Raw genomic sequence first — 22,209 nt, 5'->3', positions numbered from 1 at the left:
CCCTAGATGATCTTGGCCACCTCGTCGAACGCCAGGCGCGGGAGCCGGCCCAGCAGCGCCGAGGGATCGCCGTAGCCGATATTGATCAGGAAGTTGGATTTGAGCTTCCCGTCGGGGAAGAACGCCGCGTCGACGCCGGCCTGATTGTAGCCGGACATGGGGCCGGTATCGAGGCCGAGGGCGCGTGCCGCGAGAATGAAATAGGCACCCTGCAGCGAGCCATTTCGGAAGGCGGTGGCTTCGGTGAAGGCGGCATTGCCGGTGAACCAGCTCTTCGCCGCTTGGTTGTGTGGGAAGGTGCGCGGCAGGTTCTCGTAGAACTCGAGATCGTGCGCCACGATCGCTGTCACGGGCGCGGCAATGGTCTTGTCGCGGTTGCCTTCCGAGAGGTGCGGCTTGAGAAGCGCCTTGGCCTCCGCGGATTTCACGAAGACGTAGCGTGCGGGCTGGCTGTTGGCGCTGGTGGGGCCGAGCTGGGCGAGTTCCACCACCTGCTTGAGCAGGCTGTCCGGCACTTCCTTGTCGAGGAATTTGTTATGCGTGCGTGCGGAGCGGAAGAGCTGGTCGAGCGCCGCAGCATCAATGGTCGAGGCCATAAGGGTCTCCTGCAGTTTCCTAGGCACATGAGAGTGGCGGCAGCCTATGAAGGCACGACGCGCCGATCCGGCGCATCATGCGGTGTCGCGCGCGAAAAGTGCACCGCTAATTTCTGCGAGGCTTATAAACAAAAAAGCCCCGCAACGGCGGGGCTTCTTCATTTCTGGGATCCGTCGGTCAGACCGGCCGGACTTCCTGAACTTCAGGCAGGAAATGCTGCAGCAGGCGCTCGATGCCGCCGCGCAGCGTCGCCGTCGAGCTCGGGCAGCCCGCGCAGGCGCCGCGCATGTGCAGGTAGACGATGCCCTCGCGGAAGCCATGGAACGTGATATCGCCGCCGTCATTGGCCACAGCCGGGCGCACGCGCGTATCCAGCAGCTCCTTGATGGCTTTGACCGTCTCCTCGTCGGCGGGGTCGTAGTCGCCGCCGGGAAGAGCCTCGCCGTCCTCGCCACCCTCCATGACCGGCGCGCCGGACATGTAGTGCTCCATGATCGCGCCGAGGATTGCGGGCTTGAGGTGCTGCCACTCGCCGTCGCCCTTAGTCACGGAGATGAAGTCCGAGCCGAGGAACACGCCGCGCACGCCGTCGATGGCGAACAGGCGCTGGGCGAGCGGGGAGGCCGATGCCTCGTCCATGTCGCGGTAATCCGCTGTGCCGTCGGGCAGCACCGACTTGCCGGGGATGAACTTGAGGGTGGCCGGATTGGGGGTCGGCTCTGTCTGGATGAACATGTTGTCCTCTTGCGTTGCGCGGCCGCCTGAGATGGCGCCGCGGCGGGGCCGCCGGGCGGCCCAAAAACTTGGAATCTTTCTAGTCTAGGGGGCGGGCGGCGTCAAACCCGACTTGCTGCCTAACCATTTAGGCGCAGCAGGTCTGCCAATCAACGCCGGAAGGGCGGCAAAAGCGCCCGGCCGCGTGCGGACCGGCTCAGGCGAAGGCTTTCAGGTCTTCGAGGCCGAGATTGCCGGGCACGATGGTGATCGGCACGTTGAAATTGCCCGCCATCTGCCCCGAGCCGATGGACGAGACGAGCGGCCCCGGTCCCTTGGGATCCGTGGAGGCGCCGAGGACGAGGATCGCGACGTCTTCATCGTCCTCGATGAGCTTCACGATCTGCTCGGATTTGTTGCCCTCGAGGATGACCTCCTCATGCTCCAGCGCCTCGAAACCGGCGTTGTTGAGCTTGCGCCGCATAAGGCGGAAAAGCGCCTTGGCCTTGTTGGTTTCTTCCTCGAGCTGCACCTGACGGATGCCGGCCCAGTGCTGATATTCCTGCGGCTCGATGACATAGAGGAGCAGGAGGCGCCCGCTCGTATGCGAGATGCGCAGCGCCGCGTAGAAGAGCGCCGACTCGACCTCCGACGACTCGTCGACGACCACCAGGAATTTCCTGTGGTGCCCTTGCTCGAAGACCCGTCTCTGCTTGGCCATGGCGTGACCTGTCGTGTTTGCGGGCGCGCGAAGTTTGCGCGCCCGGCATCAACTTACTTCGACCGATCCTATCACGAACGGACAAAGCCGACGATGTCTTTGACCTCATTCAGGATCGGATGGGCAATTGCCCGGGCGCGACGGGCGCCATCGGCCAGAATGCGGTCGATCTCGGCCGGATCGGCGGAGAGGCGGGTCATCTCGGACGTGATCGGCGCGAGCTTAGCCACGGCCACATCGGCGAGCGCCTTTTTGAAGGTCGAGAACTGTCCGCCCCCGAACTCCTTCAGGACAGCTTCCTGCGTCGTGCCGGCGAGCGCGGCATAGATGCCCGTCAGATTGTCGGCCTCGGGACGGCCTTCGAGGCCTTTGGGCTCGGAGGGCAGCGCATCTGGGTCCGTCTTCGCCCTCTGGATCTTCCGCGCGATGGCCTCGGCATCGTCCGTCAGGTTGATGCGGGAGAGATCGGAAGGGTCCGACTTCGACATCTTCTTCGTGCCGTCGCGAAGGCTCATGACGCGTGTCGCAGGCCCGAGGATGATCGGCTCGGGCTGCGGAAAGAACATGCCGTCCGCGTAGCCTTTGGCGACGATCGCTTCACGCCAGTCGTTGTTGAACTTCTGGGCGATGTCGCGGGCGAGCTCGAGGTGCTGCTTCTGGTCCTCGCCGACGGGCACGTGCGTGCCGCGGTAGACGAGAATGTCCGCCGCCATGAGGTTCGGATAGGCGTAGAGGCCGACCGAGGCGTTCTCACGGTCCTTGCCGGCCTTCTCCTTGAACTGCGTCATGCGATTGAGCCAGCCGAGGCGGGCGACGCAATTGAAGATCCATGCGAGCTCGGCGTGCTCGGTCACCTGGCTCTGGTTGAAGAGGATGCTGGACTTGGGGTCGATGCCGCAGGCGATGTAGGCCGCGGCGGCGCGGCGGATCGACTGGCGCAGCTCCTCGGGCTCGAGCCATTCGGCGGTGATCGCGTGCAGGTCCACGACGCAGTAGATGCACTCGTGCGTCTTCTGCATGGCCACCCAGTTGATGAGCGCACCCAGATAATTGCCGAGGTGCAGGCTGCCTGTGGGCTGCATGCCGGAGAAGACGCGCGGTTTGAGCTCGATCATTGTTCAGTTTCCTAATGAAGGCGCGCAGGTTATCGCGCGCCAGGGTGGCGGGGGCAAGTGGGCGTTCGAGACTGAGGGATGGTTACCGTCCGCCCGGGCGCGCCAATGGGTCCAGCGCGGCTCGCGTCGCATTCTCAGACGTCGGGCTTTCCGGCGGTGAGGCGGGGAACCTGACCGTGCGCCCGGCCGTTCACCACCAGCAGAGTGCGGCTCGTTCCGCGCACCCCCGATCCCCCAGAGCAGCCGAGATCTTCGAATGGCCGAGAACGCCGAACGCCTGACGCTTCCGACCCACGGCGCCGCCACGCTCCCGAGCGTCACGGTCGACAGCTACAACCTGGAGCTCGAGGATGCCGATGGCTTCATCGGCGACAAGGCGCGACGGGATGCCTTTCGCGAGGCGCTCGACGATTGGCGCAAGCACCATAAATCAGTCTCGGGCGAGGACCCGCTCGGCGATACCAAGACGGCCGACATCAGCAAGAAGCAGCTCGATCAGTTGCTCGCGAGCGGATCGGTCGAAGCTGCCGGCATCATCCTGAGCGCCATCGAGGACTACGCGCAGGCACTCGCCAAAGTGCTCCGCCGATTTCTCAAGAACAAGGCCTGGGCCGGGACGGAGTGTATCGTCTTCGGCGGCGGGTTCCGCGCGAGCCGGATCGGGGAGCTGGCAATCGGACGCGCCGGTACGCTTCTCAAGGCCGACGATCTGGATGTGGACCTCGAGCTCATCGAGCATGATCCGGATGAAGCCGGATTGATCGGCGCGGCGCACCTGCTGCCTGCGTGGATGCTCGAAGGTCATGACGGCATCCTCGCTGTCGACATCGGCGGGACAAACATCCGCGCCGGCATTGTCGAGCTGCGCCTCGGAAAGGCCAAGGATCTCTCCGCGGCGCGCGTTGCTGAATCCCACCTGTGGCGCCATGCCGACGAGAAGGTCTCGCGAACGGAGACCATCGAGCACCTGACGGACCTGCTGCAATCGCTCATCAAGAGCGCGCGGAAGGAGAAGCTTTCGCTCGCGCCCGTCGTGGGCATCGGATGCCCCGGCGTGATCGAGCCTGACGGCAGCATTGCGCGCGGCGCGCAGAACCTGCCCGGCAATTGGGAAAGCAGCCGCTTCAACTTCCCGACGGCGGTCACGGAGAGCATTCCGAAGATCGGCGATCACGAGACCATGATCGTGATGCACAACGACGCCGTGGTGCAGGGGCTGAGCCACCTGCCGCGGGCGCAGAAGCGCAAGCATTGGGGCATCCTGACCATCGGCACCGGGCTCGGCAATGCGCGCTACTCCGCGCGCACGCTCGCCAAGGACAAAGGCCGCTGAGCGACGTGCCAGGTCCTTGCTGCCGGGCCAATTTTATGGCTCCCGCTCTACGTGCAGAGCTATTCCTGTGCCGTCCGCGCGGCCAGGCATGCGCGCTGGGATGGACGGCAGTCTTCGTGCGCTTACAGCATTGATGCCGACGGAAAATCATTCTACGAGTTATTAGCAAAGGGAGGGGCGGCAGTGGCGCACTGCCGGCGGGCCATTGAACGAGCTCGAGAGCCAATTGGACCCCCAGGGAGAGAACCGTGTCAAAAGACATTGACGATCGCGTCGTAGGATCTGTCGGCGGAGCCAAGATACGCCGCCGTGATGTGGTGAGGGCGGGCCTGGCAGGTGCCTCACTGGCAGCCATCGCCAGCCTACCGACCAAAGCTCACGCGCAGAAGGCCGAATTCCGCTTCCGCATGCAGTCCTTCCTCGGCCCGGGCACGGTCGAGTGGGAGACGCTCATTCCGCGCTACATCAAGCGCGTCAGCGAATTGTCGAACGGCCGAATTCAGATTCAGGCATTCCCGCCCGGCGCCCTCGTGCCCACCTTCGAAATGCTCGATGCCGTCGGCAAGGGCGTGGTCGAGATCGGCTACGGCGCGCAGCCTTACTGGCGCGGCAAGATCCCCTTCACGCTCTGGACGTGGGGCATTCCCGGCGCCTTCAAGACGCTCGACCATTACGACTATCTCTGGAACGAGACGGGTCTTCTGGACGTCGTCCGCGAGGCCTTCGCGAAGCACGGCACGCACTTCCTCGGCCCCGTGTACTCGGACGAGTGGGGCGCGACGATGTCCCGCCAGGAGCTCAAGACGCTCGATGACTTCAAGGGCATCAAGATCCGCAGCTTCGGTCTCGGCGCCGAGGTCTTCAAGACCAAGGGTGCGAGCATCGTGACGATTCCGGGCGAGGAGCAGTACACCGCGCTCTCGACCGGCGTCATCGACGCGTCGAACTGGGGTTCGCCGGCAGGCTTCTTCCAGTACAAGATCCACGAGCCGGCGAAGTTCTATCTCGGCCCGTCCACGATCGCGTTCGACATGGAAGACATGTTCATGAACCAGCGGGCGTACAACCGCCTGCCGAAGGACCTCCAGGAGGTCATGAACATCGTCACGCGCATCTACGCCGTCGAGCGTGCGACGACCTCCACGGCCGAGAGCGCCAAGTGCGTCCAGATCATGAAGGACGCCGGTGTGAAGTTCAACTCGCTGCCGCCGGCGGACGTCCAGTACTACGAGAAGGCCGCCTACGAGGCCCTCGAGAAGATGCAGACCAAGGACGAGCCGACGCAGAAGGTGCTGAAAATCATCTTCGAAACGCGCGACATGTTCCGCAAGCGTCCCTCGAATATCTAGCTACCTGTTCTGATCAGCAACGGCTCCGGGCCCGCCTTCGTGCGGTTCCGGGGCCGTTTGGTGCTGCGAGCCATTTGAGGTTCCCCATGAACTTGGTACGCGCAGTCGTGCGCTTGATCGACAGGCTGAACGGCTTGGTCGGCTACGTCGCTGCCATCTCCCTGCTCGGGCTGATCGCTCTGGTCTGCTACGAGGTCTTCCTGCGCTACGTGATGAAGGCGCCCACGACATGGGGCAACGAGATGATCAGTTTCATCTTCGCGGCCTACGTCATGCTGGGAGGTGGCTACACGCTGCTCCATCGCGACCACGTCTCCATGGACATCATTTACTCGCGGTTCTCCATGCGCGGTAGGGCCATCATCGATGTCGGCACCGCGTTCTTCATGCTCCTGTTCTGCTGGGTTCTTTTCGAGCAGACATTCATCATGGCCAAGGAGGCGCTCGAGACGGGGCAGCGTGCTTCGTCGGATTGGAGCCCGCCGCTCTTTCCCGTGATGGTGTCGCTGCCGATCGGTGCAGGACTGCTCCTTCTTCAAGCCATCGCGCGCATCGCACGCGATCTGCACCTCGCTCTCACCAACTCGCCACTATTGCCGGAGGATGTGGTCCTCGATGCGCAGGAGGTCCGTCAATGAGCATTGAAGTCATCACGATCCTCCTCTTCGGATCGTTTCTGCTGCTCATGGCGGCCGGCCTACCGCTTGTCTTCTCGCTGGGCAGCGCGGCCATCATCGGGACCTACTTCCTCTGGGGACCCGAGGCGCTCTACGCGCTCGGCATCAAGACCTTCAGCACGGCAACGAGCTTCGTGCTGCTTGCGATCCCGATGTTCATCTTCATGGGCAGCATGCTGGAGAGATCCGGTCTCGCAACCGATCTCTACGACATGATGAAGAAGTGGTTCGGCGGCATCAACGGTGGCCTCGCCGTCGGCACCATCCTCGTCTGCACGATCTTCGCCGCGCTCGTCGGTGTGAGTGGTGCGGCGACCGTGACCATGGGGCTCGTCGCGTTGCCGTCCATGCTTGCCGCGAGGTACAGCAAGGGGCTCAGTATCGGATGTATCGCCGGCGGCGGTGCGCTTGGCGTGCTGATCCCGCCAAGCGTTCTGATGATCGTCCTTGGGCTCTATGCCAACGTCTCGGTCGGCATGCTCTTCCTCGGCGGCATCACGGCCGGTCTCGTGATCGTCGTGCTCTTCATCGTCTACATCCTCGTTGCCTGCGCAATCTGGCCGGAGATGGGGCCTGCTCTGCCTGTCGCGGAGCGTGCGACCTGGCCGGAGAAGATTGCCGCGCTCAAGGCGGTGATCCTGCCCATCATGCTGGTGGCGCTGGTGCTCGGCTCCATCGTCGGCGGTGTCGCGACACCGAGCGAAGCGGCCGGCATTGGTGCCGCGGGGTCGATCCTGTGTGCGCTTGCCTATGGCAAGCTGACGTGGACGGCGCTCAAGGAATCCTCGCTCATCACCTTGCGCCTGACCTCCATGGTCATGTGGATCGTGTTCGCGGCGTCCATGTTCACGGCACTCTATGCCGCCGTCGGCGCGGACCAGCTCGTCAGGGATGCACTCTCCTATGTCCCCGGCGGGAAGTGGGGCACCATCCTTGGAATGCAGATCATCTGGATCATCATGGGCTGCTTCCTGGATCCGATCGGCATCATGCTGCTGACAGTGCCGCTCTTCTTCCCGATCATCGTGCAGTTGGGCTTCGATCCCGTGTGGTTCGGCGTCCTGTTCGTCGTGAACATGGAGATGGCCTTCCTCACGCCGCCCTTCGGCTTCAACCTCTTCTACATGCGCAGTGTGGCGCCGAAGGGGGTGTCGATGCTCGACATCTACAAGGCGGTCATACCCTTTATCGCCCTGCAATTCCTGGCGCTGGTCCTGATGATGATCTTCCCGGAGCTCATCACCTGGCTCCCCTACAAGATGCTTCGATAGGGCACAGCGAAGCTGCTTCCCAGACAGCGAAAGCCGCCTCTCGGGCGGCTTTCGTGCTTTCCCAGGCAAGGTGCAGCCTTGCTGTCTTCTCAGGTGCGCTCGAGAGCGCGTTCGAGGCGCCGGCTTAGAACCCAGGAAAGCCCGAGGAAAGCGACCAGCATGACCGCGCCGAGGCCGGACGACGCTTGGCTCATGAATTTCTCCGAGACCTGACCGAAGGCATAGCCCGCGGAGACGACCGCGACGGACCAGATGCCGGCCGCGATGAAATTCATGACGAGGAAGCTCGGCCAGGGAAGCGGCGACACGCCATAGGCGAAGCCGGCGACACCACGAATGCCGTTCGGGTAGCGGTGGACGAGGATCATCCACATATGATGCCGGGCCGCCAGTTGCGCGGCGGTCTGGATGGCGCGCTCCAGCTTCGGAAAGGAGCCGAGCCAGCGTGTTCCGTATCGCCGTCCCACCCAGAAGCGGACCACGTCTCCGGCGAAGCTGCCGATCCAGCAGACGACGATCAGCGTCACGAGATTGAGCGCGCCCGAATGCGCGACATATCCCGCGAACATCGCCAGCAGCAGACTGTGCGAGGTCGCGTAGGCAAACATCAGCGTGTAGATGGCATCGCCGTTCTGGCGGATCAGCTCGAGGAACGAGGCGAGGTCGGTCGGAAAGAGCACCATTGGACACCATGAATGACGGCCGTCGCTCGACGTCTGACGACCCAGGTGTCGGCTAGCATCGCTGCGGGCTGGTGCCAATAGGAGATCGTGTGCCGTCTAGGACACAGTTAGCGGCCCTCGCCGGTGCCGCCGACCGCGGCCAGAAATGCCGCCCCATAGCGCGTGACGCGGGCGTCGCCCATGCCGTGCACGAGCTTGAGCTCGTCGCGCGTGCGGGGCTTGAGGCGCACCATGTCGAGCAGCGAGCGGTCGTGGCAGACGATGTACGGCGGTACGTTCGCCTCGCGGGCAAGCTGCCCCCGCACCTCTCGTAGTGACCGGTAAAGCTCCACCTCGTGCTCCTGGAGGCCGGGCACGACGGCATTGCGGCGCGAAGCCCGCTTGCGTCCCTCGCCGCGCGACCGCGAGCTGGCGGATTGCTTGCGCACCATGAAAGGCGCTTCGCCACGGAGCACGGTGCGTGCGCTCTCGCCGAGGGCCAGCGTGCCGTGGCCCTCGTCGTCGGCGACGAGATGGCCGGCCGCCACGAGCTGGCGAATGACGCTCCGCCACTGGGTGGCCTCCACATCGCGGCCGATGCCGAAGACGGAAAGCTTGTCGTGGTGATTGCGCACGATGCGCTCGTCCACTTTGCCCGTCAGCACATCGACGAGATAGCCGACGCCGAAGCGCTGGTCCGTGCGGTAGACCGCCGAGAGCGCCTTCTGCGCGAGCACGGTGCCGTCCATGCAGTCCGGCGGCTCGAGGCAGTTGTCACAGTTTCCGCAGGGCTCGGCACGCTGCTCGCTGAAGTAGGCGAGCAGAAGCTGACGGCGGCAGCTCGCGGCTTCGGCGAGCGCGATCAGCGCATCGAGCTTGATGCGCTGCACGGCCTTGTGCTGCTCGCCGGCCTCGGACTGCGCGATCCATTGGCGCTGGGTGATGATATCGCCGAGGCCGTAGGCCATCCAGGCATCGGCCGGCTCACCGTCGCGCCCGGCGCGTCCCGTCTCCTGATAGTAGGCCTCGATGGACTTCGGCAGGCTCAGATGCGCGACGAAGCGCACGTCCGGTTTGTCGATGCCCATGCCGAAGGCGATCGTCGCGACGACGACCAGGCCATCCTCGGCGAGAAAGCGCTGCTGCACGGCGCGGCGCACTTCCGGTGCCAGCCCTGCGTGATAGGCGAGCGCGGTGCGGCCCTTGGAGGTCAGCCAGTCCGCCGTTTCCTCGACCTGCTTGCGGCTCAGGCAGTAGACGATGCCGGCATCGCCCGCGTGCTCCTCGGCAATGAAGCGCCAGAGCCGCTCGCGCGCCCCCATGCTGCCCGTCTCGGCAATGCGGTAGCGGATGTTCGGGCGATCGAAGCTCGCGACGAGCTTCTCGGATTTTTCCAGGGCGAGCTCGCGCACGATCTCGGCGCGCGTCTTCTCGTCGGCCGTCGCGGTGAGCGCGATGCGCGGCACGCCGGGAAAACGCTCGGCCAGAATGCGGAGCTGGCGATACTCGGGGCGGAAGTCGTGGCCCCACTGCGAGACGCAATGCGCTTCGTCGATGGCGAAGAGCGCGATCTCGGTCGACGAGAGCAGTTCCAGCAGGCGCGGCTGCACGAGGCGCTCGGGGGCGACGTAAAGGAGGTCGAGCACGCCGGCGCGCGCAGCCTTCTCGATCTCGATCTGCTCGGGCCAGGAAAGCGAGGAATTGAGGAAGGCCGCGTTCACGCCGAGCGACTTCAGCGCGTCGACCTGGTCCTGCATGAGCGCGATGAGCGGCGAGACGACGACGCCGAGGCCTGGCCGCACGAGCGCCGGGATCTGGTAGCAGAGCGACTTTCCGCCGCCGGTCGGCATGAGCACGAAGGCATCGCGGCCCTCGAGCAGGGCGCGAATCGCGCTCTCCTGGTGCGAGCGAAAGGCGCGATAGCCGAAGGTCGTCTCGAGGATGGCCTGGGCCCGTCCGAAGGCCTCGTCAGCATCCCATGAGGGTGCTGGCGGCGACTGGAGGGCGAATATGGGCATGAGCGGGGTCCGGCGGCGTCGTGAAGTTGGCGCTACAGGCACCATGAGGGCGATTCTGGCCCCCTGCCAACGCCAGCCCCGGCATGGGACGTGGATTGGCGGCCAAGGGTTGCCCAAATGCGCCCTGCGGCTCTCCAGTGCGGGCCCGCGCGCCATGCATGCGGGGGGCGCCTCCGGCCCGTTAAACTTGCGGAGAACGGCGCGAGCCTCCTATAGCAGTCATTTGCCCGGCCCGGCCGCTCGCGATCAGGAGAGTTCCCTCGATGTCCCAACGTCCCGAGATCCGCTTTGTCGCCCTCGATGCGCCGGCGAGCGCTGTCGTCGCCGCCCTCGTCGGGCAGGATCTGCATTTGCCGCCGGCGCTGAAGGCCCTGGATCAGAAATCACAGGGGGCGGTGGTGCGCGCGGCCAAGGCTGCGGATTTCAAGGGCAAAGCAAAGAGCAGCATCGAGATCCTCTCGCCCGAGCGGCTGGAGATGAGCCGCTTGCATCTCGTGGGCACGGCCCAAACCGAGGGGGCTGGCGAGCTCGACTGGATGCGCGCCGGTGCCACGGCCTATGCCGCGATCCACGCGCGCAAGACGCCGACGGCGAGCCTCATCGCGGAAGCGCCGGACAAAGGCGCGCCTTCAGCCGACGAGCTCGCGGCGCTGCTTGCCTATGGCGCGCTGCTCAGGAGCTACAACTTCCGCAAGTACCGCACACGGCCGGCGCGCGAGAACAACAATGGCGAGCCTGAGCCCGAGGACAAGCCGAGCCTCCTCTACATCCACTGCAAGGATCCGCGCGGCGCTGAGAAGGCCTTCGCCGACAAGCTCGCCGTGGCAGACGGCGTGTTTGCCGCGCGCGATCTCGTCAACGAGCCGGCCAATGCGCTCGGCCCCGTCGAGTTCGCTGATCGCGCGCAGGAGCTGTCATCGCTCGGCGTCGAGGTCGAGGTGCTGGATCCGGATGCGCTCGAGAAGCTCGGCATGGGCGCGCTGCTCGGCGTCGCCCAGGGCAGCACGCGGCCAGCGCGCGTCGTCGTCATGCAATGGGCCGGCGCCAAGTCCAAGCGCACGAAGCCGGTGTGCATCATCGGCAAGGGCGTGGTCTTCGACAGTGGCGGTCTTTCCATGAAGCCGGCGGCGGGCATGGAGGACATGAAGGGCGATATGGGCGGCGCGGCCTGCGTCGTCGGGCTCATGCGGGCGCTTGCCGCGCGCAAGGCTGCCGTGAATGCCATCGGCATTATCGGTCTCGTCGAGAACATGGTGTCGGGCGCGGCCCAGCGGCCGGGCGATATCGTGAAGTCCATGTCGGGCCAGACCATCGAGGTGTTGAACACCGACGCCGAAGGCCGCCTCGTGCTCGCGGATGTCGTGTGGTACGCGCAGGAGCGCTTCAAGCCGCGTCTCATGGTCGATCTCGCGACGCTCACCGGCGCCATTATGGTCGCGCTCGGCAAGGAGCACGCCGGCCTCTTCTCGAATGACGACAAGCTCGCCGCCGAAATTGCCGAGGCAGGTCTTGCGACCGGCGAGAAGGTCTGGCGGATGCCGCTCGGCAAGGCCTACGACAAGCTCCTCGACAGCAAGAACGCCGACATGAAGAACATCGGCGGGCGGCTCGGCGGCGCGATCACCGCCGCGCAGTTCATCCAGCGCTTCGTCAAGGACACGCCCTGGGCGCATCTCGATATCGCCGGCACGGCGATGGATTCCGTGAAGGACGAGCTCAACCAGGGTTGGGCTTCGGGCTGGGGCGTGCGTCTCCTCGACCGCATGATCGCCGACAACTACGAGAAGGCGGAGAAGTAGCGGCGCTGTCTTTTTGTTTGCCGCGGGCTGCCGGGCAGGGGTGCTCACGCCTTCTGTCGTGGTGCCATGCCCGCGGGGGCCATGCGGGCAGCGCTCGCGTGTGGCACCGCTCTTCCCCCTCTCCCCATTGTCTTCAATGGGGAGAGGGTCGGGGTGAGGGGCGGCCCGCTCGTTGACGTTGGCGTTTGCCGCCGCCCCTCACCCTAACCCTCTCCCCGCAAGAGCGGGGAGAGGGGATGATGGCGCGCTCGCGGCTAGCTCCAAATCAATAAAGGACGGGGGCGGGGGTGTCCGTCGTGTCGGAGACATGCGCCTTCGGCACGATGCGGGCTTCAGTGCGGCAGCCCTGTTCGCGCTGAAAGCGCGACGTCCCACGCGTCTCAAACGCGCACGAAGCGCAAATACGTGCAGCGACGGCCTTCGCGGAGTGCCTTGGCTTCATAGCGCGTCTGCGGCCAGTCCTCCGGGCGATAGCGCCAATCGGCGGCGCGCGTGGCCGTCCAACGGAACTGCGGATGGCGCATGAGAGCTGCCAGCATCGTGCGCGCGTAGTCGCCGATGTCCGTCCCGAGGCGTAGCTCCCCGCCGGGCTTCATGGCGCGCGCGAGCTGATCCAGCAGCGGCGTCCCGACGAGGCGGCGCTTGCGGTGACGCGCCTTCGGCCAGGGATCGGGAAAGAGCACGAACGCGCGATCGAGCGATCCAGCCGGCAACCAACGCAGGAGCGGCCGTACGTCATCAGCATGGACGAGGATATTCGCGAGCTTCTCGTCCTCGATCAGCGTGAGGGCCTTGACCACGCCTTCCTCGAAGGGCTCGCAGCCGATGATGCCGACGTGCGGGTGATGGCGCGCCTGCCAGGCCAGATGCTCGGCCCCGCCAAAGCCGATCTCCAGCCAGACCTGCTGCACGGGGGCGCCGAATAGCGTCGCCACATCGGCGGGGGCCGGATGCGCGAGATCCGGCCGCACGCGCGGCGCGAGCTCGGCCAGCAGGCGTTCCTGCCGTGCGCTCAGCTTGCGTCCGCGCCGGCGGCCGAACGAGCGCAGTTCGAGGTCATGGGGTGCAGCTTCATCGTCGATCATCGGCGCGCCATAGCATGAATTCGGGCGCGCGTGCGCGCGCTTGCGGCCGAGTGGTCAGTGGCCGAATTACGCAATTGCTACGGGCAGCTACGAGCCAATTTGTCCGTGTCCACCATTTTTCGATTGACGCGGACTGTATTCCTATTTCAATTTGGTAAACGGCGTTCTGCAAAATTGATGTGGCGTGGTCGCGCGGAACGCGTGCCGCAATGGCGGCGGGGGCGTGTGTGGTGCTGCGTGGGCTCCGAGAGGGTGCGGCAGCGTTGATGCCGCGTGCGTTGCTGTGGGCTGGCTGCTGTCTGGCGGCCGCGGCCTTCGCCGTGATGCCGGCGCGCGCCGAAGATCCTCCGACCGTCGAGGTCGCCGGCGGCGGCGAGATCGGCGGCCATGTCTGGTCGGCCTACACGAACACCACGGTTGCCCTGGCGGCCTGGCTGTCCGATGTCCCGAAGAGCATTCGCGAGGACGGCTGGCGTTTGCGCGCGGGAGCCGGGTACTGGGAATACGCGCGTCGCCAGACGATCTGGATCCCGGGGCTCGGCGAGCAAAGCGTGCAACGCAAGCGCACGGGCTCCTTCGCCGACCTCCTGCTCGGCTATCAGGCCGGCCTCGGCCCGTTGACGCTGAAAGTCTTTGCCGGCGCCGCATACGCCAACGAGCGGCGCCTGATCGATGGCTACGACGAGGGCTCGCCCGGCTCATTCACGGCCGCACGGGTGCTCGTCGAGAGCTGGTACAATTTCACGCCGAGTTTTTTCGGCCAGCTCGACGCGGGCTGGACCAGCCGCCTCGATGCGATCACGGCGCGTGGGCGCCTCGGCTACCGCCTCACGCCCGAAATCTCGGCCGGACCGGAGGTCGGATACTGGTCGGCCGCGCGCGAATTCGAGCCGGGGCGGGACGATCTCGTCCGCTACGGCGGTTTCGCGCGGTACGAATGGGCCTCGGGCGAGGTCTCGCTCTCGGGGGGCATCCTGGATAACCGCGAGGCGACGGACTTCTACGCCACGCTCAACGCGCTCCTCCGCTTCTGATTGCCCCGTCTTCTCGATCGCCGCGGATTGGGCCAGCGCTTTACCTCAACTTAACGCTGTCCCCCTAGAGTGATCCTCCGTGGCCGCGATCCGGTTTCGCGTCGATCCGGGCCACGTTGGTATCGATAAGTATGGTGGCCTTGATGGTCAGCAAGCGGCAGGTGTCGGTGTTGCTTCTCTGCGGTGGGCTGACGCTCTACTTCGGCTATCACACGATCAAAGGCAGGCACGGTCTCGAGACAAAATCGCGTCTGATCGAGCGCTCCACGATGCTGGAGCGGGAGATCGGAGCGCTCGAGACCGTGCGCTCCGCTTTGGAGCGCGAGCTCGCGCTGCTCGAGGGACCAGGCATCGATCTCGACTACGTCGACGAGCTGGCACGTCGCCATCTCGGCTTTGCCGCGCGCACGGACCGTATCCTGATCGAGCGGTCCGGTGTCCGCCGTTGAGGGACGTTGCTGAGGGGCCGGCGGCGTCTCGTGACTGCTGCCGGAATAGGGAAGCTGCCGCCGGATCGCCGCCTTTCGGCCATGCGGTGGACCAACAGACATACAACACTTCCGTATCGCACACGGGGGATCATCAATGTTCAGGCGTATGATCGTGCCGGTGTCGGTGTGCGCAACGCTGCTCGCCGCAGCGCTCGCGGCCGGCTGCAAGGATACGGCCCTGGAGGGCGTCCAGGATCGCCCCTCCAAGCTCGGGGCGCGCGAAAGCGCGACCGCCGTTGCCGCTGCGACGCCGACACGTACGGACCGTTTTGCCGAGTCCGCGCGGCGCATTCGCGCGCATCCGGCGCTCGGCCCTTATACGCCTGCAGAAATCAAGCGCCGCGTCGCCCAGCTCGTCGAGCCGCCGAGCCTCGCAACGCCGCCGCCGTCGATCCTCGCGAGCGTCGCGCCGCATCCGGCAGAGCCCGAGGTTCGCCAGCAGGTCGCCTCGGTGACCATCGAACAGGGCGCGCCCGCGCCGGAAGACGCCAACCTCGTTCCCGTCAGCTCGACACCTGCGGACGCAGCGCCGACGCGCCCCGGTCCGCGCAATGTCGTGATCCCGATGGTCGTGACGAGCACTGACAGCGGCACTTGGCGCGCTGAGAACGGAGAGGGCGGCATTGCCGGCGGCCAGGCACGTAATGCGCACTGCCGCGAGGAAGCCCTCGAGCAGCTCAAGCGCTATTCGGCGTCCGGCTATCGCATTTACGAGCGGCTCGACGACAAGCGGATGTTCACCACTTGGATCCTCTGTGACGAGCGCCAGCGTGGGCTGACCACCGCCGTGCACGAGGCCGTGCACATGCTCACCGAGCAGCTCGATGCATTTCCGCTCATCGACGGCGGCCAGATCGCTCGCATTCCGGCCCTGGAGAAGTTCGCCAAGCCGGGCCGCATCGCGGGGCAGTTCAAGCAGTCCGACGATTTCGTGCGGACCTATCTGCTGCCGGGCGGCGCGTCATCGGCGGATGACTTCACGTATCTCGTCGACGAGTTCAACTCGTACATCCATGACTTGAATACGGCCATCCAGACCCAGACCATGGCGCCGCGCGACAGCTATCTCGGTCACCGCGACGGCATGTCGGCCATGATGAGCTTCCTCATGGCGTACGTCGCGCTCGCCGAGAAGGAAGATCCGCGCACCTGGGCCGGCCTGCACCGGCCGGACGTCAAGCATCTCGTCACGACACTCTGGTCGGATGCCGAGCGCACCATCGAGAAGTCCTGCAAGGTGCCGCGCTATGCGGTCGACGATCAGGCCTTCCTGCGCCACATCTGCTCGTCGGCAAACGGTCGCGCGCTCGGCCACCTGCTCGGCCGCGCGCCGCGCTGCCCGAAGGCCTGCCTCGGGTCGGCGAGCGGTTGAGGTCGCGCCTGCGGCGCGAGTGGGGCTTCAGCCCCACACCCCGACCGGGGGACACCCCCCGGAACCCCCGTCTTTTATGAACTTGGAGCGGGCTGCAAGCGCGCCCCCGCATCCCCTCTCCCCGCTCTTGCGGGGAGAGGGCTAGGGTGAGGGGCGGCGACATACGCTGACGTTGCGCAAGTTCCCGCCCCTCATCCCAACCTTCTCCGCGTAAGCACGGGGAGAAGGAGAAGTGGGCGTCACACGCGAGCGCCCTCCGCCGCGGGCATAGCACGACGGAAGAATGCGACAGCACCCCTTCCCGGCAGCCCGCGGCAAACAGAAAAAACTACATCCCAGGATAGTTCGGACCGCCGCCGCCCTCGGGCACCACCCAGTTGATGTTCTGGGCCGGATCCTTGATGTCGCACGTCTTGCAGTGCACGCAGTTCTGCGCATTGATCTGGAAGCGCTTCTTGCCGTCCGCTTCCTCGACGACCTCGTACACGCCGGCCGGGCAGTAGCGCTGCGCGGGCTCGGCGTATTCGGGAAGATTGTGCGCGATCGGGATCGAGGGATCCTTGAGCGTCAAATGGATCGGCTGGTTTTCCTCGTGATTGGTCGCGGAGAACGACACGCTCGTGAGCCGATCGAAGGTCAGCACGCCGTCGGGGCGCGGGTATTCGATCTTTTGCGCCTGCGAGGCGCGCTTCAGCGTCGCGTAGTCGGGTTTGCGGTGCTTCAGCGTGTAGCCGAGACCGATGCCGGGAATGATCGTGTTGAACCACATGTCGGCGCCGGAGAGGAACGTGCCGATGCGCGTGCCGAAGCGCGAAAGCAGCGGCTTCGCATTGCGGACGGGCTTCAGGTCCCTGGCAATGGGGCCAGTGCGCACGGCCCGCTCGTAGGTGGTGAGCTGATCGTGCGCGCGACCCGCGACGATCGCCTCGAAAGCGGCCTCGGCCGCGTGGATGCCGGAGAGGATCGCGTTGTGCGAGCCCTTGATGCGGGGCACGTTCACGAAGCCCGCCGAGCAGCCGACGAGCACGCCGCCGGGGAACGTCAGCTTCGGAATGGACTGCCAGCCGCCTTCGGTGATCGCGCGCGCGCCATAGGCAATGCGCTTGCCGCCTGCGAACACGTCTCGGATCGCGGGGTGCGTCTTGAAGCGCTGGAACTCCTCGAAGGGCGCGAGATAGGGGTTCTGGTAGTTGAGGTGGACGACGAAGCCGACGGCCACCAGGTTCTCGCCGTAGTGATAGAGGAACGAGCCGCCGCCGGTCGCGTCGTCGAGCGGCCAGCCGAGGGTGTGCTGGACGAGGCCCGGCTGGTGCTTCTCGGGGGCAACCTCCCACAGCTCCTTGAGGCCGATGCCGTACTTCTGCGGCTCGCTGTCGCCGTCGAGGGCAAAGCGGGCAATGAGCTGCTTGGCGAGGGAGCCGCGCGCGCCCTCGGCGATGACGGTGTACTTGCCGCGCAGCTCCATGCCGCGCGTGAAGTTGTCGGTCGGCTTGCCGTCGCGGCCGATGCCCATGTCGCCGGTGGCGACACCGACGACGCGGTTCTCCTCGTCGTAGAGCACTTCGGAGGCGGCAAAGCCCGGATAGACCTCGACGCCGAGCTCCGCGGCCTGCTCGCCGAGCCAGCGGCAGAGATTACCGAGGCTGCCGATGTAATTGCCGTGGTTGTTCATCAGCGGCGGCATGCCCAAGTTCGGCAGCCGTATCTCGCCGGCCGGGCCGAGATAGATGAAGCGGTCTTCCGTGACCTGCGTGTGGAGCGGCGCGCCCTTCTCCTTCCAGTCCGGGATCAGGGTGCTGAGGCCCACGGGATCGATCACCGCGCCCGAGAGGATGTGCGCGCCTACCTCCGAGCCCTTCTCGAGCACGACGACGGAGACCTCCTGCCCGTGCTCGGCGGCGAGCTGGCGGAGGCGGATGGCCGTTGCGAGACCTGCCGGGCCTGCGCCCACCACCACCACGTCGAACTCCATGCCTTCGCGCGGCGGCAGCTCGCTCTGCTCGTCGGTCATCGTCAGCTCTTCCTTCGATCCGTTCCAGTGTTCGTCCGCTGTTCGATAGGTCGGGGGCGCAATCATGGTCAAGCACCAAGCACGCCTTGCAGGGGGATGCGCACTGCGCGGGATGCCAAGGCGGGGCCTAGGCGCTATGGTGCCGGCCATGATCGATGCGGAGGACTGGCCTGGCATGGCGACCCTGCTCGCGTGGTGGCGCGAGATGGGGGTGGACGGTGCGCTCGACGAGAGCGGCACCGACTGGCTCGCCCGTGAGGGAGCAGTGCCGGGCCAGGCTTTTGCACTGCAGAAAGTGGAGCCTCAGAAGGCCGAGCCGCCGGCTGCCTCGCCGCGCCCTGCCCCTGCCGTCCAAAGGTCAGCGCCGGCGCCGGGCCGCTTCGATGCGTCTCCTGCCGGAGACGCCGCGCCGCGCCGCTTTCCAACCGCGCCGCCCGATGCTGCGGCCCTCTCGGCCCGTCAGGCGGCGCGCGGGGCGGCGACGCTCGACGCGTTGCGCGCCGTGCTGGAGCGCTTCGACGGCTGTGCGCTCAAGGCCACGGCGAAGTCGCTCTGCTTCTATCGCGGGCGCCCGGATGCGCGCCTGATGATCGTCGGCGAGGCCCCGGGGCGCGAAGAGGATCTGGCGGGGAAGCCCTTCGTCGGCCGTGCCGGCCAGCTCCTCGACAAGATGCTTGCCGCGATCGGCCTCGGCGAGGACGACGTGCACATCACCAACGTCGTGTACTGGCGCCCGCCCGGCAATCGCACGCCGACACCGCAGGAAGTGCAGGTTTGCCGCCCCTTTCTCGAGCGTCAGATCGAGCTTGTCGCTCCGGACGTCATCATGACGCTCGGCGGGCCGGCGGCGACGGCGCTGCTCGGTATCGAAGGCGGCATCATGCGCGCACGGGGACGCTGGCGGGAGCTGGAGGTTGCGGGACGCAAGGTGCCGGCCATGCCGACGCTGCATCCGGCCTACCTGCTGCGCACGCCGATCGGCAAGCGGCTCGCGTGGCGCGACCTGCTGGCCATTCAGGAACGACTGCTCGGATCTCGGGGGAAATGACCACATGAGAAGCATCAAGGAAGCGCTCGACCACCGTTACGGCGACTTCCCCCATTCGGTGGATCCACGGCTCGAGGCCTCGGAGTTCCTGCGCGGCCTTGCCTCGCGCGGCGTGTGCCGGCGCTTTCGCGATGAGCCGGTGCCGCGCGAGCTCATCGACACGCTTGCGGCGCTGGCGCTTGCCGCGCCCTCGAAAAGCGATCTCCAGCAGCGCGATATCCTGATCATAGAGGACGTTGCCATCAGGAACCGCATCAATACCCTGCTGGCCGATCAGGACTGGATCCCGAAGGCGCCGCACTTCCTCGTCGTCCTCGGCAACAATCGCCGCCAGCGGCAGGTCCACAACTGGACAGGCATCCCGTTTGCCAACGACCATCTGGATGCCTTTTTCAATGCCTCCGTGGATGGAGGCATCGTCCTCTCGTCGTTCGTGCTGGCGGCCGAGGTGGCAGGGCTCGGCTGCTGCCCAGTGAGTGTGATCCGCAACCATGCCCAGGAGGTGAGCGACCTGCTTGGCCTGCCCGACCATGTATTTCCGGTTGCCGGGCTCGGTTTCGGCTGGCCGCAGGGGCCGTCGTACATCAGCTTGCGGCTGCCTTTGGCGGCCACGCTTCATCGTGACCGCTACAACGAGAGCACCCGCGAAATTATCTCGGCGTACGACCGCCGCCGCAACGGCGTCTTTCCTTACCGCCAGCAGCGCAACGTCGCCCGCTTCGGGACGAGCGAATCTTATGGTTGGTCCGAGGATAAGGCCCGCCAGTACGCCGAGCCCGAGCGGGCGGACTTCGGCCAGTTCGTTAATGCCCGGGGCTTCAAATTGAAATGAAGTCTCCGTACTGATTTAAACGGCATTAAATCAATTCGTACTAAAACTATTCGTGCGCGTGGGGCTGGGGTCCGTCGCCGATCGCGCGCACCGTGGAGGCTATTGTGCGTATTCGATTTGTGTATTTGCGGCCCACGCCGGTGCTGCACTATCGGGCTATTGGCCCGTACGAGCGGTCGGTGAAGGAGGCCTGGGGGGCGATACTCGGCTGGCTCGATGCGCGAGATCTGCGCAAGTTCGGGCCGCGCGCTTTCGGCGTTATCCATGACCACGCGCGCTCGACCGATCCGATGGCGCTCCGATACGACGCCTGCGTCGAGCTCGTGCCGGGCCTGAGCGCTGCCCCCGAATGCGGGATCGTGCGCAAGGTGACGCCAGGGGGAGCCTATGCCCAGGGCTGTCTCCAGGGCTGCTACGATCAGATCAGCGATGGCTTTCGCTACATGTGCTCGCAGTGGGCCGAGGCCGAGAACCTGCGCATCGACACGTCCCGACCGCTCATGGAGATCTATCTCAATGATCCGGCCAAGACGCCGCGGGACGAATGGCTGACCCAACTCTGCGTACCGATCCGCACCGAGCCCGATCCCCGCAAGCTCCTTCACGTCCGCGACGAGGAACTCGAGCTGGATAGCTGAGGGCGTCGCGCGCGATCGCGAGGCACCGCTACGCCATCCGCGTGATCTGGTGCATGTGCGTAAAACGATTCGTGATTTGCCAGTGAACAGACCTCATGATGCGATAGTCCGATGTGGGCATATCGGACATGCATGGTCGCCTTGCTCGCTGCGGTGGTGACCTTTGGGACGGCTGCGCCATCGCGAGCCCAGCAGGCTGTGGACCTCGAGCTCGTGCTCGCGGTGGACGTTTCCTGGTCCATGGACCTCGATGAGCAGCAGCTCCAGCGCGAGGGCTATATCAGCGCGCTGCGCGACCCCGAAGTATGGAAGGCGATCAGCAGCGGCGGCGAGGGGCGCATTGCCCTCATGTACGTCGAGTGGGCGGGACAGCTCATCCAGCAGATCGTCATGCCATGGACGCTGATCGACAGTCCCGAAGCCCTCGAGACGTTCGCCAGCAGGCTCGAAAAAATGCCCATTTCGCGCGAGCGCATGACCTCGCTTTCGGGGGCCATCGACTTCTCGGCGCGCCAGTTCGGCACCCAGGGGTTCGTCGGTAAACGCAAGGTCATCGATGTGTCCGGGGATGGGCCCAATAACTCCGGTGGACCGGTCGAGGTAGCCCGCGACAAGGCCGTCAAGGAGGGGGTCGTCATCAACGGCCTGCCGATCATCCTCAAGCCGAACCAGCGCTCCGGCTTCTTCGATATCAACAATCTCGACAAGTATTACACGGACTGTGTGATCGGCGGGTTCGGTAGCTTCGTCATTCCCGTGCGCGCGCGCTCGGAGTTCGCGCCCGCCATTCGCCGCAAGCTCATTCTGGAGATCGCCGATCTCTCGCCGGAGGATGCCGCGGAGCCTCGCCTCATCCCCACGCAGATGTCGGTGCCCGAGGAGCGGAGCGACTGCATGATCGGTGAGAAGCTCTGGCGCATGTACATCGACGGCCGCTTCCGCGAGTAGTGGCCGAGCGCGCTACCGCCCCGCGAGCTTCCTGAAATGCAAAACCCCGCGCCGGCCTGGCGCGGGGCTTTTTTTAATTTCGAATGGTCGCTCGGCGGATCAGATCGAGGCGTTGATCCAATCTTCGAGCTTGCGCTTCTGCACGAGGGCGCCAACCTGCTGAGCCGCGACCTTGCCGTCCTTGAACACGAGCAGCGTCGGCATCGCCTGGATGCGGTAGCGCTGGGTGATCTGCGGGTTGCGGTCGACATCGACCTTCACCACTTTCACTTTCCCCGCCATTTCCTGCGCAACCTGATCGAGTGCCGGCGCCATCGCCTTGCACGGGCCGCACCACTCAGCGAAGAAATCGACGACGACCGGCTCAGCTGACTTGATGACCTCGTCTTCAAAGTTTGCGTCGGTAACGAACGCAGTCATTTCAGCGATCTCCTCAGGGATGAGCGCGTGCAGGCCTGCACGGGAGGGATGCGGCGGAATCGCCGCGTTGGCCG

Annotated in this window: 21 protein-coding genes; 12 read left to right on the top strand and 9 right to left on the bottom strand. The window is 65.6% G+C overall.

The features are described from left to right. Positions 1-2: 2 nt before the first annotated feature. The 4 genes from CS1BSM3_RS23250 to trpS all read right to left on the bottom strand — a co-directional run bounded on the left by CS1BSM3_RS23250 (position 3) and on the right by trpS (position 3,147). Entirely contained in the window at positions 3-596 is a 594-nt protein-coding gene (locus CS1BSM3_RS23250) for a malonic semialdehyde reductase (protein WP_072391567.1), read from the bottom strand. A 178-nt stretch (positions 597-774) separates the two neighbouring features. After that, on the bottom strand, positions 775-1,332 hold the full coding sequence (locus tag CS1BSM3_RS23245; RefSeq protein ID WP_072391565.1) for a NifU family protein: 558 nt from the start codon (positions 1,330-1,332) through the stop codon (positions 775-777). Positions 1,333-1,528: 196 nt separating this feature from the next. Next, entirely contained in the window at positions 1,529-2,032 is a 504-nt protein-coding gene (locus CS1BSM3_RS23240; RefSeq protein WP_072391562.1) for a universal stress protein, read from the bottom strand. A 71-nt stretch (positions 2,033-2,103) separates the two neighbouring features. After that, a complete protein-coding gene (trpS, locus tag CS1BSM3_RS23235; protein ID WP_072391559.1) occupies positions 2,104-3,147 on the bottom strand; it encodes a tryptophan--tRNA ligase in 1,044 nt (347 codons plus the stop codon). Positions 3,148-3,403: 256 nt separating this feature from the next. On the opposite strand from trpS, the gene CS1BSM3_RS23230 reads away from it, so the two are divergent. From CS1BSM3_RS23230 to CS1BSM3_RS23215, 4 genes are all read left to right on the top strand, one after another. Continuing rightward, positions 3,404-4,480, top strand: a complete 1,077-nt coding sequence (locus tag CS1BSM3_RS23230) for an ROK family protein (RefSeq protein WP_072391556.1) — start codon at positions 3,404-3,406, stop codon at positions 4,478-4,480. A 248-nt stretch (positions 4,481-4,728) separates the two neighbouring features. After that, complete coding sequence (gene dctP, locus CS1BSM3_RS23225; protein ID WP_072391553.1) at positions 4,729-5,829, top strand: TRAP transporter substrate-binding protein DctP; 1,101 nt, start codon at positions 4,729-4,731, stop codon at positions 5,827-5,829. A gap of 86 nt (positions 5,830-5,915) precedes the next feature. Continuing rightward, a complete protein-coding gene (locus CS1BSM3_RS23220; RefSeq protein ID WP_072391550.1) occupies positions 5,916-6,467 on the top strand; it encodes a TRAP transporter small permease subunit in 552 nt (183 codons plus the stop codon). Next, the gene (locus CS1BSM3_RS23215) at positions 6,464-7,777 is read left to right on the top strand and encodes a TRAP transporter large permease (protein ID WP_072391547.1); all 1,314 of its coding nucleotides are present in this window, start codon (positions 6,464-6,466) and stop codon (positions 7,775-7,777) included. Before CS1BSM3_RS23220 ends, CS1BSM3_RS23215 begins: the two co-directional genes overlap by 4 nt. Positions 7,778-7,866: 89 nt before the next feature. Here CS1BSM3_RS23215 and CS1BSM3_RS23210 read toward each other — a convergent pair whose 3' ends face one another. Both CS1BSM3_RS23210 and recQ read right to left on the bottom strand, forming a co-directional pair. Beyond that, complete coding sequence (locus CS1BSM3_RS23210) at positions 7,867-8,460, bottom strand: DedA family protein (protein ID WP_072391544.1); 594 nt, start codon at positions 8,458-8,460, stop codon at positions 7,867-7,869. A 107-nt stretch (positions 8,461-8,567) separates the two neighbouring features. Further along, positions 8,568-10,457 carry a DNA helicase RecQ gene (gene recQ, locus CS1BSM3_RS23205; protein ID WP_083528834.1) on the bottom strand — a complete coding sequence of 630 codons (1,890 nt, stop codon included), beginning with the start codon at positions 10,455-10,457 and terminating at the stop codon, positions 8,568-8,570. 263 nt (positions 10,458-10,720) lie between these two features. Here recQ and CS1BSM3_RS23200 point away from each other — a divergent pair, with 263 nt between their 5' ends. Next, positions 10,721-12,256 carry a leucyl aminopeptidase gene (locus tag CS1BSM3_RS23200; protein ID WP_072391541.1) on the top strand — a complete coding sequence of 512 codons (1,536 nt, stop codon included), beginning with the start codon at positions 10,721-10,723 and terminating at the stop codon, positions 12,254-12,256. A 380-nt stretch (positions 12,257-12,636) separates the two neighbouring features. Here the strand turns inward: CS1BSM3_RS23200 and trmB are convergent, their stop codons facing one another. Next, positions 12,637-13,341 (bottom strand): tRNA (guanosine(46)-N7)-methyltransferase TrmB, encoded by a 705-nt coding sequence (gene trmB / locus CS1BSM3_RS23195; protein WP_072391539.1) that lies wholly within the window; start codon positions 13,339-13,341, stop codon positions 12,637-12,639. A 266-nt stretch (positions 13,342-13,607) separates the two neighbouring features. On the opposite strand from trmB, the gene bcsS reads away from it, so the two are divergent. From bcsS to CS1BSM3_RS23180, 3 genes are all read left to right on the top strand, one after another. Next, positions 13,608-14,375 (top strand): cellulose biosynthesis protein BcsS, encoded by a 768-nt coding sequence (bcsS, locus tag CS1BSM3_RS23190; RefSeq protein WP_072391536.1) that lies wholly within the window; start codon positions 13,608-13,610, stop codon positions 14,373-14,375. A gap of 143 nt (positions 14,376-14,518) precedes the next feature. Further along, on the top strand, positions 14,519-14,824 hold the full coding sequence (locus CS1BSM3_RS23185) for an FtsB family cell division protein (protein ID WP_174263761.1): 306 nt from the start codon (positions 14,519-14,521) through the stop codon (positions 14,822-14,824). A 136-nt stretch (positions 14,825-14,960) separates the two neighbouring features. Continuing rightward, positions 14,961-16,238 carry a hypothetical protein gene (locus CS1BSM3_RS23180; RefSeq protein WP_143149323.1) on the top strand — a complete coding sequence of 426 codons (1,278 nt, stop codon included), beginning with the start codon at positions 14,961-14,963 and terminating at the stop codon, positions 16,236-16,238. 328 nt (positions 16,239-16,566) lie between these two features. On the opposite strand, the gene CS1BSM3_RS23175 is transcribed toward CS1BSM3_RS23180, so the two are convergent. Next, positions 16,567-18,249 (bottom strand): electron transfer flavoprotein-ubiquinone oxidoreductase, encoded by a 1,683-nt coding sequence (locus CS1BSM3_RS23175; protein ID WP_072391527.1) that lies wholly within the window; start codon positions 18,247-18,249, stop codon positions 16,567-16,569. 148 nt (positions 18,250-18,397) lie between these two features. On the opposite strand from CS1BSM3_RS23175, the gene CS1BSM3_RS23170 reads away from it, so the two are divergent. The 4 genes from CS1BSM3_RS23170 to CS1BSM3_RS23155 all read left to right on the top strand — a co-directional run bounded on the left by CS1BSM3_RS23170 (position 18,398) and on the right by CS1BSM3_RS23155 (position 21,715). Next, the gene (locus tag CS1BSM3_RS23170; RefSeq protein WP_244540592.1) at positions 18,398-19,297 is read left to right on the top strand and encodes a uracil-DNA glycosylase; all 900 of its coding nucleotides are present in this window, start codon (positions 18,398-18,400) and stop codon (positions 19,295-19,297) included. 4 nt (positions 19,298-19,301) lie between these two features. Next, positions 19,302-20,129 carry a nitroreductase family protein gene (locus CS1BSM3_RS23165; RefSeq protein ID WP_072391521.1) on the top strand — a complete coding sequence of 276 codons (828 nt, stop codon included), beginning with the start codon at positions 19,302-19,304 and terminating at the stop codon, positions 20,127-20,129. Between the two features lie 104 nt (positions 20,130-20,233). Beyond that, entirely contained in the window at positions 20,234-20,767 is a 534-nt protein-coding gene (locus CS1BSM3_RS23160) for an AraC family transcriptional regulator (RefSeq protein WP_174263760.1), read from the top strand. A gap of 132 nt (positions 20,768-20,899) precedes the next feature. Continuing rightward, positions 20,900-21,715, top strand: a complete 816-nt coding sequence (locus tag CS1BSM3_RS23155; RefSeq protein ID WP_174263759.1) for a DUF1194 domain-containing protein — start codon at positions 20,900-20,902, stop codon at positions 21,713-21,715. A 99-nt stretch (positions 21,716-21,814) separates the two neighbouring features. Here CS1BSM3_RS23155 and trxA read toward each other — a convergent pair whose 3' ends face one another. Next, entirely contained in the window at positions 21,815-22,135 is a 321-nt protein-coding gene (gene trxA, locus CS1BSM3_RS23150) for a thioredoxin (protein WP_072391512.1), read from the bottom strand. Positions 22,136-22,209: the final 74 nt, after the last annotated feature.

Origin of the sequence: Hyphomicrobium sp. CS1BSMeth3 (assembly GCF_900117415.1) — a bacterium.
In the GTDB taxonomy this organism is placed as follows: domain Bacteria; phylum Pseudomonadota; class Alphaproteobacteria; order Rhizobiales; family Hyphomicrobiaceae.
The sequence above is the reverse complement of the archived record's forward strand: the minus strand, read 5'-3'. Positions and strand labels throughout refer to the sequence as shown.

Coding starts and splice junctions, on each gene's coding strand:
- CS1BSM3_RS23250 (WP_072391567.1), bottom strand. CDS start 596: ATGGCCTCGACCATTGATGCTGCGGCGCTCGACCAGCTCTTCCGCTCC.
- CS1BSM3_RS23245 (WP_072391565.1), bottom strand. CDS start 1,332: ATGTTCATCCAGACAGAGCCGACCCCCAATCCGGCCACCCTCAAGTTC.
- CS1BSM3_RS23240 (WP_072391562.1), bottom strand. CDS start 2,032: ATGGCCAAGCAGAGACGGGTCTTCGAGCAAGGGCACCACAGGAAATTC.
- trpS (WP_072391559.1), bottom strand. CDS start 3,147: ATGATCGAGCTCAAACCGCGCGTCTTCTCCGGCATGCAGCCCACAGGC.
- CS1BSM3_RS23230 (WP_072391556.1), top strand. CDS start 3,404: ATGGCCGAGAACGCCGAACGCCTGACGCTTCCGACCCACGGCGCCGCC.
- CS1BSM3_RS23220 (WP_072391550.1), top strand. CDS start 5,916: ATGAACTTGGTACGCGCAGTCGTGCGCTTGATCGACAGGCTGAACGGC.
- CS1BSM3_RS23215 (WP_072391547.1), top strand. CDS start 6,464: ATGAGCATTGAAGTCATCACGATCCTCCTCTTCGGATCGTTTCTGCTG.
- CS1BSM3_RS23210 (WP_072391544.1), bottom strand. CDS start 8,460: ATGGTGCTCTTTCCGACCGACCTCGCCTCGTTCCTCGAGCTGATCCGC.
- recQ (WP_083528834.1), bottom strand. CDS start 10,457: ATGCCCATATTCGCCCTCCAGTCGCCGCCAGCACCCTCATGGGATGCT.
- CS1BSM3_RS23200 (WP_072391541.1), top strand. CDS start 10,721: ATGTCCCAACGTCCCGAGATCCGCTTTGTCGCCCTCGATGCGCCGGCG.
- trmB (WP_072391539.1), bottom strand. CDS start 13,341: ATGATCGACGATGAAGCTGCACCCCATGACCTCGAACTGCGCTCGTTC.
- bcsS (WP_072391536.1), top strand. CDS start 13,608: ATGCCGCGTGCGTTGCTGTGGGCTGGCTGCTGTCTGGCGGCCGCGGCC.
- CS1BSM3_RS23185 (WP_174263761.1), top strand. CDS start 14,519: ATGGTCAGCAAGCGGCAGGTGTCGGTGTTGCTTCTCTGCGGTGGGCTG.
- CS1BSM3_RS23180 (WP_143149323.1), top strand. CDS start 14,961: ATGTTCAGGCGTATGATCGTGCCGGTGTCGGTGTGCGCAACGCTGCTC.
- CS1BSM3_RS23175 (WP_072391527.1), bottom strand. CDS start 18,249: ATGACCGACGAGCAGAGCGAGCTGCCGCCGCGCGAAGGCATGGAGTTC.
- CS1BSM3_RS23170 (WP_244540592.1), top strand. CDS start 18,398: ATGATCGATGCGGAGGACTGGCCTGGCATGGCGACCCTGCTCGCGTGG.
- CS1BSM3_RS23165 (WP_072391521.1), top strand. CDS start 19,302: ATGAGAAGCATCAAGGAAGCGCTCGACCACCGTTACGGCGACTTCCCC.
- CS1BSM3_RS23155 (WP_174263759.1), top strand. CDS start 20,900: ATGGTCGCCTTGCTCGCTGCGGTGGTGACCTTTGGGACGGCTGCGCCA.
- trxA (WP_072391512.1), bottom strand. CDS start 22,135: ATGACTGCGTTCGTTACCGACGCAAACTTTGAAGACGAGGTCATCAAG.